At 73.2% G+C, this 16,364-nt stretch carries 12 protein-coding genes and 2 pseudogenes; 11 read left to right on the forward strand and 3 right to left on the reverse strand.

Going from position 1 to position 16,364, the window contains the following annotated elements; genetic code table 11:
• Positions 1-96: 96 nt before the first annotated feature.
• The 3 genes and pseudogenes from Van01_RS30330 to Van01_RS30340 form a co-directional block, all read left to right on the forward strand.
• Positions 97-1,071 (forward strand): annotated as a pseudogene (locus Van01_RS30330) (cobalamin biosynthesis protein); the annotation flags it as partial.
• Between the two features lie 116 nt (positions 1,072-1,187).
• On the forward strand, positions 1,188-2,729 hold the full coding sequence (locus tag Van01_RS30335; protein ID WP_204014884.1) for a cobyric acid synthase: 1,542 nt from the start codon (positions 1,188-1,190) through the stop codon (positions 2,727-2,729).
• Between the two features lie 66 nt (positions 2,730-2,795).
• Complete coding sequence (locus Van01_RS30340) at positions 2,796-3,404, forward strand: hypothetical protein (RefSeq protein ID WP_204014886.1); 609 nt, start codon at positions 2,796-2,798, stop codon at positions 3,402-3,404.
• Between the two features lies 1 nt (position 3,405).
• Here Van01_RS30340 and Van01_RS30345 read toward each other — a convergent pair whose 3' ends face one another.
• A complete protein-coding gene (locus Van01_RS30345; RefSeq protein WP_239099394.1) occupies positions 3,406-3,807 on the reverse strand; it encodes a rhodanese-like domain-containing protein in 402 nt (133 codons plus the stop codon).
• 6 nt (positions 3,808-3,813) lie between these two features.
• Here Van01_RS30345 and Van01_RS30350 point away from each other — a divergent pair.
• The 4 genes and pseudogenes from Van01_RS30350 to Van01_RS30365 all read left to right on the forward strand — a co-directional run.
• Positions 3,814-4,598, forward strand: a pseudogene (locus Van01_RS30350) (uridine kinase family protein); the annotation flags it as partial.
• Positions 4,573-5,934, forward strand: a complete 1,362-nt coding sequence (locus Van01_RS30355; RefSeq protein WP_204014892.1) for a dipeptidase — start codon at positions 4,573-4,575, stop codon at positions 5,932-5,934. The pseudogene Van01_RS30350 and the gene Van01_RS30355, both read left to right, overlap by 26 nt.
• A 70-nt stretch (positions 5,935-6,004) precedes the next feature.
• A complete protein-coding gene (locus Van01_RS30360) occupies positions 6,005-6,211 on the forward strand; it encodes a hypothetical protein (RefSeq protein WP_155220929.1) in 207 nt (68 codons plus the stop codon).
• Between the two features lie 40 nt (positions 6,212-6,251).
• A complete protein-coding gene (locus tag Van01_RS30365) occupies positions 6,252-7,829 on the forward strand; it encodes an ATP-dependent DNA ligase (RefSeq protein ID WP_204014895.1) in 1,578 nt (525 codons plus the stop codon).
• A gap of 4 nt (positions 7,830-7,833) precedes the next feature.
• Here Van01_RS30365 and Van01_RS30370 read toward each other — a convergent pair whose 3' ends face one another.
• Positions 7,834-8,652 (reverse strand): SURF1 family cytochrome oxidase biogenesis protein, encoded by an 819-nt coding sequence (locus Van01_RS30370; protein ID WP_204014898.1) that lies wholly within the window; start codon positions 8,650-8,652, stop codon positions 7,834-7,836.
• 284 nt (positions 8,653-8,936) lie between these two features.
• Between Van01_RS30370 and Van01_RS30375 the strand changes: the two genes are divergently transcribed.
• A complete protein-coding gene (locus Van01_RS30375) occupies positions 8,937-10,418 on the forward strand; it encodes a cobyrinic acid a,c-diamide synthase CobB (protein WP_204014901.1) in 1,482 nt (493 codons plus the stop codon).
• 3 nt (positions 10,419-10,421) lie between these two features.
• Here Van01_RS30375 and Van01_RS30380 read toward each other — a convergent pair whose 3' ends face one another.
• On the reverse strand, positions 10,422-12,554 hold the full coding sequence (locus tag Van01_RS30380; RefSeq protein ID WP_204014904.1) for a transglycosylase domain-containing protein: 2,133 nt from the start codon (positions 12,552-12,554) through the stop codon (positions 10,422-10,424).
• Positions 12,555-12,675: 121 nt separating this feature from the next.
• Between Van01_RS30380 and cobC the strand changes: the two genes are divergently transcribed.
• From cobC to cobA, 3 genes are all read left to right on the forward strand, one after another.
• The gene (gene cobC, locus Van01_RS30385; protein ID WP_204014907.1) at positions 12,676-13,761 is read left to right on the forward strand and encodes an Rv2231c family histidinol phosphate aminotransferase CobC; all 1,086 of its coding nucleotides are present in this window, start codon (positions 12,676-12,678) and stop codon (positions 13,759-13,761) included.
• Positions 13,761-14,903 (forward strand): nicotinate-nucleotide--dimethylbenzimidazole phosphoribosyltransferase, encoded by a 1,143-nt coding sequence (locus tag Van01_RS30390; protein ID WP_204014915.1) that lies wholly within the window; start codon positions 13,761-13,763, stop codon positions 14,901-14,903. The genes cobC and Van01_RS30390 overlap by 1 nt, the downstream gene beginning before the upstream one ends.
• Positions 14,904-15,050: 147 nt before the next feature.
• Positions 15,051-16,307 carry a uroporphyrinogen-III C-methyltransferase gene (gene cobA, locus Van01_RS30395; RefSeq protein ID WP_204014910.1) on the forward strand — a complete coding sequence of 419 codons (1,257 nt, stop codon included), beginning with the start codon at positions 15,051-15,053 and terminating at the stop codon, positions 16,305-16,307.
• Positions 16,308-16,364 lie beyond the last annotated feature (57 nt).

The raw sequence follows: 16,364 nt of genomic DNA on the forward strand, positions 1-16,364 counted from the left end.
CGACGTCTCACCGGGAAGGCCGTGGCGGGGACGGGCTCCGCCGGGCCGAGCCGGGTGCTCGACTCGGCTAGGCTGGCCGCCCGGGGGTGATACGCCGTGCGACACGCGGGTGCGGTGGCGAACGCGACGGGACTCGTCGCGGGCTACGCGTTGGACGCCGTGTTCGGCGACCCCCGCCGGGGCCACCCGGTGGCCGGTTTCGGCCGGGCCGCCGCCGCCCTGGAACGTCGTCTCTACCGGCCCGACCGACTGGCCGGCGGGGTCTTCGCCGCGCTCTGCGTCGGGGCGCCGGTGGTGCTGGGTGTGGCCGCCACCGTCGGTACCCGGCACCGTCCGGTGACCCGTGCGGTGCTGGTCGCCGCCGGCACCTGGGCGGTGCTGGGCGGGCGCAGCCTGCGCCACGAGGCGAAGACGATGGGCCGCTCACTGCGCGGTGGTGACCTGCCGGCCGCTCGACAGCGGCTCGGGCACCTCTGCGGGCGGGATCCGTCGACGCTCGACGAGCCCGAACTCGCCCGCGCGACTGTGGAGTCGGTGGCGGAGAACACCTCCGACGCGGTGGTCGCTCCACTGGTCTGGGGCGCGGTCGCTGGGCTGCCCGGCCTGCTCGGCTACCGCGCGGCGAACACCCTCGACGCGATGGTCGGCCACCGTAACGTCCGTTACGCCCGGTTCGGTACGCCGGCTGCCCGCCTGGACGACCTGCTCAACCTGGTGCCCGCGCGGCTGACCGGGCTGCTGACCGTGGCGCTGGCGCCGGTCGGCAAGGGCGACCGGGAACGGGCCTGGCGGGTGTGGCGACGGGACCGCGGCGACCATCCCAGCCCCAATGCCGGGCAGTGTGAGGCGGCGATGGCCGGGGCGCTGGGCGTACGGCTGGGTGGACGCAACGTGTACTTCGGCCGCACGGAGGTGCGTCCGTTGCTCGGTGACGGTCCTCGTCCCGAGGCGCGGCATCTGGGCCGGGCCGCCCGGATATCCCGGGCGGTCGGGCTGGCGGCGCTCGGTCTCGCGGCGGTGTACCCGCTGACCGCGGGGCGGCTGGTCGGCACCGCTTCCCGCCGCACGCTCCGACCGCTGCTGACCCTTCGCCCCATCCCGGCCGTCCGGCCGCTCGGCGACATTCGACAGCTCCCGACGCTTCGAGCACTGCGGACCCTGCGCCCGGTCCGGCTGCGGGGTCGTCGGTGACCGGTGGACTGCTGGTGGCCGGGACGACCTCGGACGCCGGCAAGAGCGTGCTCACCGCCGGCATCTGCCGGTGGCTGCACCGCCGAGGTGTGAAGGTGGCGCCCTTCAAGGCGCAGAACATGTCGAACAACTCCGCAGTGGTGCTCGGGCCCGACGGCCGGGGCGGCGAGATCGGCCGGGCGCAGGCGATGCAGGCGGCGGCCTGTGGGCTCGCGCCGGACCTGAGGTTCAACCCGGTGCTGCTCAAGCCCGGCAGCGACCTGGCCAGTCAGGTGGTGCTGCTCGGCCAGGCCGTCGACACGATCACCGCCGGCACCTTCCGGACGCTGCGTCCCCGGCTCGCCGAGACCGCCTACGCGGCCCTGACCGAGTTGCGGTCGGAGTACGACGTGGTGATCTGTGAGGGGGCCGGCAGCCCGGCGGAGATCAACCTGCGCGACGGCGACTACGTGAACATGGGCCTGGCCCGGCAGGCACGGCTGCCCACGATCGTGGTCGGCGACATCGACAGGGGTGGCGTGTTCGCCGCCATGTTCGGCACTCTCGCCCTGCTCGACCCCGCCGACCAGGCCCTGATCGCCGGCTTCGTGGTCAACAAGTTCCGGGGTGACCTGGGCCTGCTCGCCCCCGGGCTGGCGATGCTGGGTCAGCTCACCGGTCGCCCGACGTACGGGGTGCTGCCCTGGGCGTTGGACCTGTGGCTCGACGCGGAGGACTCGCTCGCCTACGGCCGGGTGCTCGGTCGGCCGGCGGCCCCACGCGGCACCGAATGGCTCGACGTGGCGGTGCTGCGGCTGCCCCGGATCAGCAACGCCACCGACGTGGAGGCCCTGGCCACCGAGCCGGGCGTGCGGGTACGGCTGACTGTCGAGCCGGCCGAACTCGCCGCCGCCGACCTGGTGGTGCTGCCCGGCTCGAAGTCGACAGTGGCCGATCTGGCCTGGCTACGTGAGACGGGCCTCGCCGACGCTGTCACCGCGCACGTCGCGGCGGGCCGTCCGGTGCTCGGCATCTGCGGTGGCTACCAGATGCTGGCCCGGGCCATCCACGACCCGGTGGAGAGCCGACAGGGCACCGTGCCCGGTCTCGGACTGCTGCCCATCGAGATCACCTTCGACCGGCGCAAGACCGTCCGGCCCGCGGTGGGCAGCGTCGACAGTGACGTTCCGGTCCACGGCTACGAGATCCACCACGGGTACGTCTCGACCGCGGACCCGCACCTGACCCCGTTGCTGCGCTACACCGACGGTGCCGACGAGGGCGCGATGCACGGCGTCGTGCACGGCACCCACTGGCACGGCACATTCGAATCGGACGAGTTCCGCCGGTGGTTCCTCACCCGGGTGGCCCGCCTCGCCGGGCGTACCGGATTCCAGGTCGCGCCGGACACGTCCTTCGCCGCCGCTCGCGAACGCAACCTCGACCTGCTCGGTGACCTGGTCGAGGAGCACCTCGACACCGACGCCCTGTGGCGGCTCATCGAGGACAGGGCCCCGACCGACCTACCGTTCGTCCCACCCGGCGCCCCACGACGTTGACCTCGGGAACTGGCGTGCGAGGCCGGCGGGTACCGAGGGAGTGATCCACTGTGGCACGATCTCGTGATGGTCGATACCCGTCGCCGGAGCTGGCTCGTCCTGTTGCTTCCGGTCGCGCTCGCCGGCTGCGCCGGCACCGCAGACCCGTCAGGGAGCTCATCCCCGTCACCCGCCGCGTCCTACCGGGTCGTGGACGATTTCTGCACCAAACTCGACCACCAGCCGCTGCTCGACGTGGCCGGCGGGACAACGCAGGTGCGGGACCGTCCCGACCGGCCGGACCGAAAGAGCTGCGTACTCAGCGCGGTGTCGAGGGACCCCCTGGCGATCCACGCGGTCACCATCACCATGCTGGTCGCGCCGTCGCCGGCGGAGGCCCGCGAGTCGCTGGGCGGTCCGCCGCCAGCCGGAGCGCAGGGCATCGCCCGGGAGGTCAGCGGGGTCGGTGACGGCGCCTGGGTGTCGATCCCACCGGACAGCGGCCCGATGACCGATCCGCCGGAGCCGTACGACGGGCCGGTGACGTCCAGGATGGCGATGGCGGCGGCGATGGCCGGAACGGCCGTCGCCCACGTGCACTTCAACTTCATCGCGCCGCAGGTGCCGGACGATGCCCAGACCGAGGAGTTGGCGATGGAGTATGCCAGGCAGACCCTGGACCTGATGGCGGACTGACTCAGGGGCGGACGTCGGCGGTCTGGTCGGAGAAGGGCAGGCCGGCTGATCGCCACGCCTCCACCCCGCCGATCATGTCAGTGGCCCGGTGCAGGCCCAGGGCGCGCAGACTCGCCGCGGCGAGGCTGGAGCTGTAACCCTGCCGGCACACCACGACGATCTCCAGGTCGTAGCCGGTCGCCTCGGGAATCCGCCAGTCACTGGCCGGGTCGAGCCGCCACTCCAGCACCGTCCGGTCGATCACGATGACGCCGGGCAGGTCGCCCTGTTCCCGACGCTGTGCGTCGGTGCGCGTGTCGATCACGAGCGCTCCCCGGGTCGCGGCCTGCACCGTCTCCTGCGGGGTCAACCGGGTCATGCCCGCGCGGGCCTGCTCCAGCAACGCCTCGACACCGGGACTCATCACGGAATGGGACACGCCACGATCATGCCGTCCGGCGGTGTGCCCTGCGGTCCGAAGTGGCCGGGGACAACCCGATCGGTAACGTCGGTGCCCGTGGTGGTGGTCTTCGAGGAGTACGCCGGGCTGGCCCGACGGGTGCTGGCCGTGGCGGGCCGGCTGGGGCGTACCCGGTTGGTGGCCGTCGACGGGCCCAGCGGTGCCGGCAAGACGGTCTTCACGGCGCGCCTGGCCGACGCCCTCGCGGCCGAGCTGCCCGACGCCGCTCGGCCAGCTGTGGTGCACACCGACGACCTGCTCGACGGCTGGGACGACCAGCTCAGTTTCTGGGACCGGTTGGAGGAGCAGGTGCTGGCGCCGGTACGGGCCGGGCAGGCCGGTGCCTACCGGCGGTACAGCTGGGTGCGACGGCGCTTCCTACCCGCCCCGGTGCCGGTTCCGGTCGCGCCGGTGCTGATCGTGGAAGGGGTCAGCGCGGCCCGGGCCGTCGTCGCGCCGGACCTGACCCTGGCGGTCTTCGTCACCGCACCGCAGCAGTTGCGGCTGAACCGGGCGGTGGCCCGCGACGGTCCGGCGATTCTGCCGGAACTGCGCCGCTGGCACGTCACCGAACGCGCCCACTTCGCCGCCGACGGTACCGAGGCCCGTGCCGACCTGCTCGTCGACGGCGCACCAGCCCTACCGCACGTCGCCGAGCGCTACTACTGCCGGATAGCGGTTGGCGACGCCGCCCGCGCCGTTCGGTAAGGCCGGCATACGATGCCGGTCATGACCACACCGATCATGACCGAGTCCGACCTGCGGGAGGCCGTGGCGCGGGAACTGCCCGGCGTCCGCGCCGACCTGGAGCGTCTCGTCCGCATTCCCGGCATCGCCTTCGACGGCTTCGACCATTCGCACCTGGAGCGGTCCGCGGAGGCGGTGGCCGAGTTGCTGCGCGGCTGCGGCCTGGACGTGGAGGTGGCGCGGGCCGGTGGTCAGCCCGCGGTCATCGGCCGGAAGCCGGCGCCGCCCGGTGCACCGACGGTCATGCTCTACGCCCACCACGACGTGCAGCCGATCGGCGATCCGAGGTTGTGGGAGTCCGACCCGTTCGAGCCGGTGGAGCGGGACGGCCGGCTGTACGGGCGGGGTGCCGCCGACGACAAGGCCGGCATCATGGCGCACGTCGCGGCGCTGCGCGCGTACGCTGACCGGCTGCCGGTCGGGGTGGTGGTGTTCGTCGAGGGGGAGGAGGAGTACGGCTCCGACTCTCTTGAGCAGCTGCTCGCCGAGCACCGGGACGAGCTCGCCGCCGACGTCATCGTGATCGCCGACTCGACCAACTGGGATGTCGGCGTACCGGCGCTGACCACGTCGTTGCGCGGCATCGTCAACTGCTTCGTCGAGGTGCGGACGCTGGAACACGCGGTGCACAGCGGCATGTTCGGCGGTGCCGTCCCGGACGCGCTGACCACCCTGGTCCGGCTGCTCGCCACCCTGCACGACGACGCCGGGAACGTCGCGGTGGCCGGGCTGGTCGGCCGGGAAGCGGCCCGCGTCGACTACCCCGAGGACCGGTTCCGGGCCGAGGCCGGGCTGGCCGACGGCGTGCGGCTGTTCGGCACCGGCCGGATCACCGACCGGCTGTGGACCAAGCCGGCGCTCGCCGTGCTCGGCATCGACGCCCCGGCCACCGGCGAGGCGCCGAACGCGCTGGTGCCGGCGGCCAAGGCCAAACTGAGCGTACGGCTGGCGCCGGGCGACGAACCGAAGCAGGCGTACGGGGCACTCCGGGCCCACCTGGAGAAGTACGCGCCGTGGGGGGCCCAGGTCGAGGTGACCTTCGAGCACGACGGTGCCCCCTGCGTGATCGACGCCAGCGGCCCGATGTTCGACGCGGCCCGGTCGGCCTTCCGCACCGCGTGGGACGGCACCGACGCGGTGGAGATCGGCGTCGGCGGCTCCATTCCGTTCATCGCCACCTTCCAGGAGATGTTCCCGCAGGCGGCGATCCTGGTGACCGGGGTGGAGGACCCGCACGCCCGGGCGCACGGGCCGAACGAGAGCCTGCACCTCGGCGAGTTCGCCCGGGTCTGCCTCGCCGAGGCGTTGCTGCTGGCCAGGGTGGCTGAGGCGGGTCGCGGGTGAAACCGTAACTTCGTGCCTGCAGTGGCCGTTTCCGGTGTGTCGGACGCGGGGCTGTTGTAGCCTCTCGAACATGCGTACGAACGAGGTTCTGGCCCGCCTGGAGGCCGCCGTCATCGCTCTGGGGGACGTCGACGTCTCCGCGTGGCCCGACGACACGCTCAAGGAACAGCTCGGCGAGCTGTCCGCCGCCCTGGTCGCCCTGGATGCGTCGCTGTCCCGGATCGCCGACGGCGTCCGGGCCCGCGGGCTGCGAATCGAGGAACCGGTCCCGGCCTGACGTTGCGCCGGTTGTCGGTGGTGGCTGGCAGGATGAGGTCGTGCGGTTCCTTGACCTGGCTGCCACCTCCGCGGCCGTAGGCGCCACCAGCGGTCGTCGGGCCAAGGTGGAGCTGCTCGCCGACGCGCTGCGGCGGCTCGATCCGCACGAGGTGGCGGCGGGCTCCGGCTGGCTCGCCGGTGAGCTGCGCCAGCGGCAGACCGGCGTCGGCTGGGCCAGCCTGCGTGATTTGCCGCCGCCGGCCGCCGAGCCGACCCTGACAGTGTCGGCCGTCGACGCCGCGATCGACGAGATTGCGGCCGTGCACGGCGCCGGCTCACAGGCTCGTCGTCGGGCGCTGCTGCACGCGCTCTACGCCGCCGCCACCGCCGACGAGCAGCGTCTACTGACCGGCCTGTTCCTCGGCGAGCTGCGGCACGGCGCCCAGGCCGGGCTGCTCGCCGACGCGGTCGCCCGGGCTGCCGGGGTCTCCGTCGCGGTCGTACGCCGGGCGTTGCTGCTCGCGGGAGACCTGCGGGCGGTGGCGGTGGCCGCCCTGGGCGGCGGTGCCGCCGCGCTCGCCGAGTTCGGGCTGCGGGTGGGTCGGCCCCTCGCGCCGATGCTGGCGCAGAGCGCGTCCACAGTCGACGAGGCGCTCGCCGCCACAGGTCTGCCGGCGGTGGTTGACGTGAAGCTCGACGGCATCCGCATTCAGGTGCACCGCAGTGGTTCCGACATCGCGGTGTTCTCCCGCAGCCTCGACGAGATCACCGCCCGGGTGCCCGAGGTGGTCGCCGCCGTGCGGAGCCTGCCCGCGCGGGAGATCGTCCTCGACGGGGAGGCCATCGGGCTGGACGCCGCCGGCCGGCCGCTGCCGTTCCAGCAGACGTCAAGTGCCGCCGCCCGCCGAGCCGGCTCCAACGCCGGGGCACCTGTCGCGCCTGCGGTGCGCGCCGCCGCCGAGCGCACCGGGGAGACGGTGCTCACGCCGTACTTCTTCGACCTGCTCCACCTCGACGGGGCGGATCTGATCGACCTGCCCGGCCGGGAACGATGGGCGGCGCTGCGCGGCACTGCTGACGCGTCGCTGCTGGTCGGGCGGATGGAGGTGGACGACCCGGAGCGGGCCGGCGAGGCGTTCGCCGCCGCGCTCGACGCGGGCCAGGAAGGCGTGGTGGTCAAGGCGCCCGACGCGCCCTACGACGCCGGTCGGCGCGGCGCGGCCTGGGTCAAGGTGAAGCCCCGGCACACCCTCGACCTGGTGGTGCTCGCCGTCGAGTGGGGCAGCGGTCGGCGTACCGGGTGGTTGTCGAACCTGCACCTGGGCGCCCGTGACCCGGGCGCCGGTGGGTTCGTGATGCTCGGCAAGACCTTCAAGGGGCTCACCGACGAGCTGCTGCGCTGGCAGACCGAGCGCTTCCTCGGCCTCGCGGTGGAGCGCGGGGACTGGGTCGTCCGGGTCCGGCCCGAGCAGGTCGTGGAGATTGCCGTCGACGGTGTGCAGACCAGTTCGCGCTATCCCGGCGGGGTCGCCCTGCGGTTCGCCCGGGTGGTCCGCTACCGGGACGACAAGTCGGCGGCCGAGGCGGACACCATCGACGCGGTCCGCGCGATACACGTGGGCCGTTCGCCCGGGTGAACGGTCAGCTGGTGGCTGGCGTACCGGAGTCGGCGGCCCGGTCCCGGGGGCGCTCGTCGACCACCCCGGCGATCCGGCGGGCCTCGCGGCGGGCGACCCAGCCGTAGCCGACCACAGTCATCGCCGCGAAGATCCACCACTGGACGACGTAGCCGAGGTTCTGCCAGTTGTTGGCGTGGCCGATCGACACCGCCCGGAACGCCGGGTCGGCCGCCGGCGTCTGCTCGTCGAGGAGCAGGTACGCGCCGTGCACCGGGTACGGCAGCTCGCCGGCGAGCTGGGGGACGGAGACCCGGCGGCTCTCCACCCGGCCCTCGCGGCGGGACACCTTGGCGTCGCCGCTCTCGCTCGCGTGCACCCGACCCTCGACCGTCACCTCACCGGCCGGCGCCGGTGGCACGTCCGGCTGGGCCAGCGCCCCGCCCGGGGCCGGCGGGATCCAGCCCCGGTCCACCAGGACGGCGGTGCCGTCGGCCAGCACCAGCGGGGTGACCACCTCGAAGCCGACCCGGCTGTCGACCGTGCGGCCCCGCACCAGGACGATGTTGTCGGTGTCGTAGCGGCCGGTCACGGTGACCCGGGTGAAGGTCCGTTCCTGCGCCGGTGGCGGACCGACCGTGCCGGGGCCACCGGTCGGCGCGGGCAGCGCCTCCCGCAGCGGCACCGGGTCCATCCGCAGTCCGGCGTCGATGCGCTCGTTGATCGCGGTGCGGCCGTGGTAGCGGTCCAGCTGCCAGTTGCCGAGCAGCACCATCACCGTGGCGGCGGCCAGGGCCAGCACGAGAAGGCCCAGCCAGCGCGGCGTCAGCAGGAACCGGTACACGCCACGAGATTACCCGTGTGACCGCCGCCACTGTGCCGACCCACCACCGCACCCGCGCGCCCTGACCGCCCTCGACCGCCGCAGGCAGTGGCCCCTGCCGGAAGCGGCCGACTGTCGCTCGGTGGTGGCGGAGCGTACCGGTGTCGGGGCGGTCCGCCACGGACCCGCCTGACCTGGACCGGACGGGTGGCACAGGGGTGCCTGCGGAGCGCCCGGTTCAGCTATCGTCACGCGGGCGGAGCGCGCCGACGGTCGGCACGCCGACCGCTGGCGAGGAGTCGATGATGACCGTCGTGCCGCGTCTGGTGCTCAGTGCCCCCTCCTCCGGACACGGCAAGAACGCACTGGCCATCGGCCTGCTCGCTGCGTTCGCCGACCGGGGTCTCGACGTGTCCGGCTTCAAGATCGGGCCGGATCAGGTGGACGCGGCGTACCTCGGGCTGGCCAGCGGTCGGCCGGGACGCACCCTGGATCCGCGCCTGGTGGGCGCCGAACGCGTCGCCCCGCTGCTGCTGCACGGCGCGGACGGTACGGACTTGGCCGTGGTGCAGGGCAGCATGGGCCTGTACGACAGCCTGACCGGACGCAGTGAGACCGAGTCCACCGCCGCGGTGGCCACCGCGCTGCGCAGCCCGGTGGTGCTTGTGGTCGACGTCGCCGCGATGGGCCAGTCGGTGGCCGCCCTGGTGCACGGCTTCCGGGCGTATGACGAACAGTTGTGGATCGGTGGGGTGATCCTCAACCGGGTCGCCTCGGCCCGGCACGAGGCGCTGCTGCGCGAGGCGCTCGACGACATCGGCATCCCGGTCTACGGAGCGTTGCGCCGTCAGGATCTGCCCTCGGTGCTGCCCTCGCGGCGGCACGGGGTGGTGCCGGTGGTCGAAGGCGCCGGCGAGGCCACCCGGGCGGTCCGGCGGCTGGGTGAGGCGGTGACCGCCACCGTCGACCTGGAGCGGCTGATCGGGTTGGCCCGCTCGGCACCGGCGCTGGGTGTGCAGCCGTGGTCGCCGCTGGGCGCCGCCGAGGGGGCTGCGCCGGTGCCGGCCGGTGCCGCCCGCCCGGTCGTGGCGCTCGTGGGTGGACCGGGCGGCAGCTTCAGCCACGCCGAAACCGCCGAACTGCTGCGGGCCGCCGGTGCGGAGGTGGTGCCGCTCAACCCGTTCACCGACGAGGTGCTGCCAGCCGGCACCCGGGCTCTGGTGGTCGGCGGCGCCCTGCCCGAGTCGTACGCGGAGCAGCTCTCGGCCAACCGGCGGCTCTGCATCGCCGTCGCCGAACTGGCCCGCACCGGCCAGCCGGTGATCGCCGAGGGGGCCGGCCTGCTCTGGCTGGCCCGGGAGCTGGACGGGCTGCCGATGTGCGGGGTGATCGACGCGATCGGCAGTCTCCGGGACGGACTGGTGGTCGGCTACCGGGAGGCGACCGCGCAGGGCGACAGTGTGGTGGCCGTCCGGGGCGAGGTGGTGACCGGGCACAAGGAGCACCGGGCCGTCCTCACGCCCCGGGGCGGGCAGCGGCCGGCGTGGAGCTGGCCGGGCGGCACCCCGGAGGGGTTCATCTGGCGGGGAGTGCACGCCTCCCAGCTCGTCCCGCACTGGGCGGCGTACCCGCGGATCGCGACCCGACTGGTGGCCGCCGCTGCGGCCGAGCCGGCCACGGTCCCGGCCGAGGCGGGCGGCGGTGTCCCGGCCGTGCAGGTGGGTGTCGACCCGGGCGACCCGGCCGGTGTGGTGGTGTCCGGCCCGGCCGGCGGGCCGCCGGCCTGATCGTCAACCGACGATCCGGTCCGACGGTGGGACGAAGTCCCGAACGGGTTTGCCCTTCAGGGCATCGCGGAGGGTGTTCGACACCGCCGCGATCGGGATCTGCGACTGGCCGTCGCCCACCGCGTTGAACGGATTGTCGGGGTCGGAGATGAAGCTGGCGGCCGCCAGCTCCGGCGTGTAGCCGACGAACCAGGCCGATCGCGTGCTGTCCGTGGTACCGGTCTTGCCGGCGACCGGGCGGCCCACCGTGCCGCGCACGCTGTCCGCCGTGGACCAGCCGCCGCAACTGCCCTTGGCCGGGGTGTCGCCGGTGGGGCAGCGGGCGGCGTCGGTTGCCGCGCGTGCCGCGTCAGCACTCACCACCTGGCGGCAGCGCGGCTTGGCGACCTCCCGTTCGATGCCACCCGGGGTGGTGTAGATGGCCGGGGTGCCGTCGCGGTTGTAGATGGCGTTCACCGGCAGCGCCTCGCAGTAGCGCCCGTCGGCGGCGACCGCGGCGTAGGCGTTCGCCATCTCCAGCGGCGTCGCATCGGAGACACCAAGGGTGAAGGCGCCCCACTTGTTGGCCTTCGCCGGGGAGGCGTGCTCCCGGTCCACGTCGGTACGCCAGCGCAGCCCCAGCTGCTCGGCCAGCCGGACGGCCCGTTCCGCACCCACCTGCTCCTCCAACCAGACGAAGTAGGTGTTCACCGACTTGCCGAAACCGGACCACATGGTCTGCATGCCGCTCATCGCGCCGCTGGCGTTCGAGGGTTGCCAACCGTCGTAGATCTCGGAACGGTAGCTGTGCGGCGCGTTGAAGCTGGTGTTCAGCGTCAAGCCGGCGTCCAGAGCGGCAAGCATGGGAAACATCTTGAACGTCGAGCCGGCCTGGTAGCCGGGCAGGTCGCCGCCGCCCATCAGGGGCGCCACCGTGTTCGGGTAGTTGGCCCGCACCTCCGGACCCGCCTCCGGGTTGGAGCTGAGCGGATTCTCGTCGACCTCAAGCGAGTACGTGCGGTTCACCGCCATCGCCTTGACCCGACCGGTGCCGGGTTCGGAGACCACGATGCCGTTGGCGAACGGGCTGCCGGTGTTCCCCTCGGTGCCGACATTCTTCTCCGCCGCTGTCTGGATCTTCGGGTCCATGCTCAGCACGATCCGGTACCCACCCCGGCGTAGCTTGTCCAACCGCTGGAGCGGGTTCTTCCCGAATGCCGGCTGGGCGCTCCACCAGTTCTTCAGGTAGTCGCAGAGGAAGCCCCAGCTGTTCCACTTCTCGGGCACCGAGGCGCAGTCGTTCGGCGGGTAGGTCAGGCGGAGCCGGATCGGTTCACCCTTCGCCGCCTGGGCCGAGTCCGGCGAGAGGTAGCCGAGCCGGGCCATGTTGTCGAGCACGTAGTTGCGCCGGGCGGTGGCGTCCTTCTGGTCCGAGCTGGCCGGGTCGTACTGGGAGGGTGACTTGACCAGCCCGGCGAGGGTGGCCGCCTCGACGGCGGTCAGCTCCTTCGGGGTCTTCGAGAAGAAGATCTCGCTGGCGGCGTAGATGCCGTACGCGCGGTGCCCGAAGTACGCCGAGTTGAGGTACCGCTCCAGAATCTCCTCCTTGCTCAACTCCTTCTCCAGGTCGACCGCCATGCGCATCTCCTTGATCTTGCGCGTCGGGGTCTGCGCGGTGGCCTCCTGCACCTCCCTCGGGTTGGTGGCGCTGTCCCGCAGCGCCATCCGCACGTACTGCATGGTGAGCGTGGAGGCGCCCTGGGAGACCCCGCTGGAGCGGGCGTTAGCCACGAAGGCGCGGGCGACGCCCTTCGGGTCGACGCCGTGATGCTGGTAGAAGCGGTTGTCCTCGGCGGCCACGATGGCCTGCTGCATGGTGGGCGAGATGTCCGCCAGCTTGGTGTACTGCCGGTACTCCTCGAAGAACATGGTCAGCACGGTCTTGCCGTCGGGCGCGTACAGGTAGGAGGTCTCGGCGGGCAGGGCGGTGGTCAGCAGGCGGGTCTTGCTCTCCACGGCGTGCGCGGTGGCCTTGGCACCGATTCCGGTCACCGCGACGGCCGGGTACGCGGCGGCGGCGGCGACGATGCCGGCGATCAGCCCGGCACGGAGTAGAGGAACGAGACGACCAGCGGCAGCAAGGGGTCGATTGCTCACACCGCCAAGTTATGACATTTCCGATTCGTCCATGAGAAGTACTCATGAAGTGATCGGTGGTGATGCGGCCCACCCTCCGGGTTGCTGTCCCGAGCGCCGCCTTCCCGGCAGGATCGCGGTCATGCATGGCCAGCCGACCACGCCGTCCGGCGCGTCACCGGCCGAGCCGGACCTCACCCACCACGGTGACGCCGAGGTCGCGGCGGGCCTGGTCGACCTCGCCGTGAACGTGCGGCGCGCACCGCTGCCGCCCTGGCTGGCCGCGCCGATCACGGCCTCGCTCGCCGACCTCGCCGCGTACCCGGACCCACGCCCGGCTCGCGCCGCGGTCGCCGCCCGGCACCGCCGGCCACCCGAGGAGGTGCTGCTCACCGCCGGTGCCGCCGAGGGCTTCGTGCTGCTTGCCCAGGCGCTGCGCGGACTGCGACGGCCGGTGGTGGTGCACCCGCAGTTCACCGAGCCGGAAGCCGCGCTGCGGGCAGCCGGACACACGGTGGAACGGGTGCTGCTAGACGCGGCGGACGGCTTCCGGCTCCACCCGGACCGGATACCCGCCGACGCCGACCTGGTGATGATCGGCAACCCGACGAACCCGACATCGGTGCTGCACCCGGCCATCGACCTCGCCACCCTGGCCCGTCCCGGTCGGGTGCTCGTGATCGACGAGGCGTTCGCGGACACCACCGCCACGCCAGGCGTAGCCGGTGAGCCCGAGTCACTTGCCGCCCGCCGGGACCTGCCCGGCCTGGTGGTCGTCCGCAGCCTCACCAAGACGTGGGGGCTGGCCGGCCTGCGGATCGGCTACCTGCTCGGAGAAGCCGCCCTGCTGCGCCGGCTGGCCGCCGTACAGCCCCTCTGGGCGGTCTCCACCCCGGCCCTGGCCGCCGCGGCTGCCTGCGCCGGCCCCGAGGCGGCCCGGGCCGAACGCGCCATCGCCGCGCAACTCGCGGCCGACCGCGACCACCTGGTCGCGCGGCTGTCGGCCCTGCCCGGGGTACGCGTGGCTGGCCGACCGGCCAGCGCCTTCGTGCTGGTGCGGATCATCGGCGCCGACCGGATCCGGGACCTCCTGCGAGGGCGCGGCTGGGCGGTACGCCGGGGCGACACGTTTCCGGGGCTCGGCTCCGACTGGCTGCGGATCGCAGTTCGGGATCGGTCGACCACCGACGCGTTCATCGAGGTGCTGGCCGAGATCATGGAGGCATGATGCTGGAAGACACCATCGGGGCCGTCGGCCCGCCCGACGAGCCGGCGATGACGGCCGCCCGGCAGTTGCAGGCGCGCCTGACCAAACCGGCCGGCTCGCTCGGCGCCCTGGAGGACCTGTCCGTACGCCTCGCCGGCCTGGCCGGCAGCTGCCCGCCGCCGGTGCCCGCCCCGGCGGCGGTGGCGATTTTCGCCGGCGACCACGGCGTACACGCCCAGCGGGTCAGTCCCTGGCCGCAGGAGGTCACCGGGCAGATGGTCGGCAACTTCCTGGCCGGTGGAGCGGTGGTCAACGCCTTCGCCCGGCAGGCGGGAGCTTCAGTGACGGTGATCGACGTCGGCGTGGCCGGCCCGCTGCCGGTACCTGATCCATCAGGCGTCGCCGACCCGGAGCGTACGTGCTCTCTTGACGGCGCGGCCGGTGCCGGTCCTCTCGACCGCGCGGCCGGACCGGCCGTCCCCCGACTTGTCGACGCGTCGGTTCGACGCGGTACCCGGGACATGACAGTCACCGCGGCGATGACCCGGGACGAGGCGCGGGCGGCGGTCGAGGTCGGCATCACCATCGCCGAGGAGCTTGTCGACGCCGGCGCCGGCATTCTGCTCACCGGCGACATGGGGATCGCCAACACCACCCCGGCCGCCGCGCTCATCGCCGCCTTCACCGGCGTGGACGCCGCCGAGACCACCGGCCGGGGCACCGGCGTCGACGACCTCACCTACCAGCACAAGATCGAGGTGGTACGGGCCGCGCTGCGTCGCCATCACCCCGACCCGGCGGACCCGCTCGGCGTGCTGGCCGCCGTCGGTGGACTGGAACACGCCGCGCTCACCGGGTTCGTGCTCGGTGCCGCCGCGCACCGCGTACCGGTGCTGCTGGACGGGGTTATCGCGGTCTCCGCCGCGCTCGCCGCGGCGGCCTTCGCCCCGGCCTCCGTGGCGGCCATGGTCGCCGGTCATCGCTCCGCCGAGCCCGGCGCGAGTGTCGCGCTGCGCCAACTGGGCCTCACCCCCCTGATCGACCTCGGCCTGCGACTCGGTGAGGGCACCGGCGCGCTGCTGGCCCTGCCGGTGGTCACCGGCGCGGTCCGGGTGCTGCACGAGGTGGCCACCTTCGACTCCGCCGGGGTGGCCGAGAAGTGAGCGAGCGAGCCATTGGGTTCAGCAGTGCGGCGTCTCACGCTGCCGGTGAGCGAAGCGAGGCGGCGGCGTGAGTGAGCGGAGCGAGCGAGCCATTGGGTTCAGCAGTGCGGCGTCTCACGCTGCCGGTGAGCGAAGCGAGGCGGCGGCGTGAGTGCCAACGCGTACCCCCTCGGGCTGCGGCTGGCCGGCCTGCGCGTGGTCGTGGTCGGTGGGGGGACGGTCGCCACGCGGCGCGTCCCGGCCCTGCTGGACGCGGGCGCGGATGTCCTGCTGGTGGCACCGGATCTCACCCCGGCGCTGCGGGCGCACGTCGACGCCGGGCGGCTGCAGTGGGTGCCGCGCCGGTTCGCTCCCGACGATCTTGACGGTGCCTGGCTGGTGCAGGTCGCCATCGACGACCCGGTCGCGGCGGCCGAGATCAGCGCCGCCGCCGCGGCCCGTCGGATCTTCTGCGTACGCGCCGACGACCGGAACGCGGCGACGGCCTGGACCCCGGCGGTGACCCGGTACGGTCCGGTTACGGTGGCGGTGCACGGCGGCGGCGACCCACGCCGCGCGGTGAGCGTCCGCGACGCCATCCGCACTCTCCTGCAGGCCAGGACGGGCACGCTGTTGACCGGGTCGGACCCCCAGGCACCGCTGAACACCCCGCCCGGCGGCACCGGCCAGGTCTTTCTGGTCGGGTCCGGACCTGGCGACCCGGAGCTGATCACCCTGAAGGGCTGGCGACTGCTCAGCGAGGCCGACGTGGTCGTCGCCGACCGGCTGGTGCCCGGGTTGCTCCTGGACGAGCTGCGCACCGGAGTGGAACTGGTTGACGCCTCGAAGATCCCCTACGGTCCGTCCCGGACGCAGGAGGAGATCAATCGGATCCTGGTGGACCGGGCATTGGCGGGAGCCTTCGTGGTCCGGCTCAAAGGCGGTGACCCGTACGTCTTCGGCCGGGGCGGAGAGGAACTGCTCGCCTGCGCCGCGGCCGGCGTACCGGTGACCGTGGTGCCGGGCGTGACCAGTTCGATAGCCGCCCCGGCGGCGGCAGGTATCCCGGTCACCCACAGGTCGGTGGCGCACGAGTTCACAGTGGTGTCCGGGCACGTCGCACCGGATTCGCCGGACTCGCTTGTCCGCTGGGACGCGCTGGCCGGTCTACGCGGCACGCTCGTGATCCTGATGGGCCTGAAGAACCTGCGGGCGATCACCAGCACGCTGCTGGCGCACGGGCGGACGGCCGGAACGCCGGCTGCCGTGGTCCAGGAGGCGACCACCGGCGGTGAGCGGGTCCTTCGCTCGACCCTCGGTGAGGTGGCCGACGCGGTGACCGCCGAAGGGCTGCGCCCACCGGCGGTAGTCGTCATCGGCGACGTCGTCGTGGCACTGGATCCGGCTGGGCTGGCCGACTCCTGATCGGCTTGCCTTGGACCGGGGGCGGGCCTTCCGGTTCGGGGTGGTTGCGGTTGGGGG

This window comes from Micromonospora andamanensis, from assembly GCF_016863495.1.
GTDB lineage: Bacteria > Actinomycetota > Actinomycetes > Mycobacteriales > Micromonosporaceae > Micromonospora > Micromonospora andamanensis.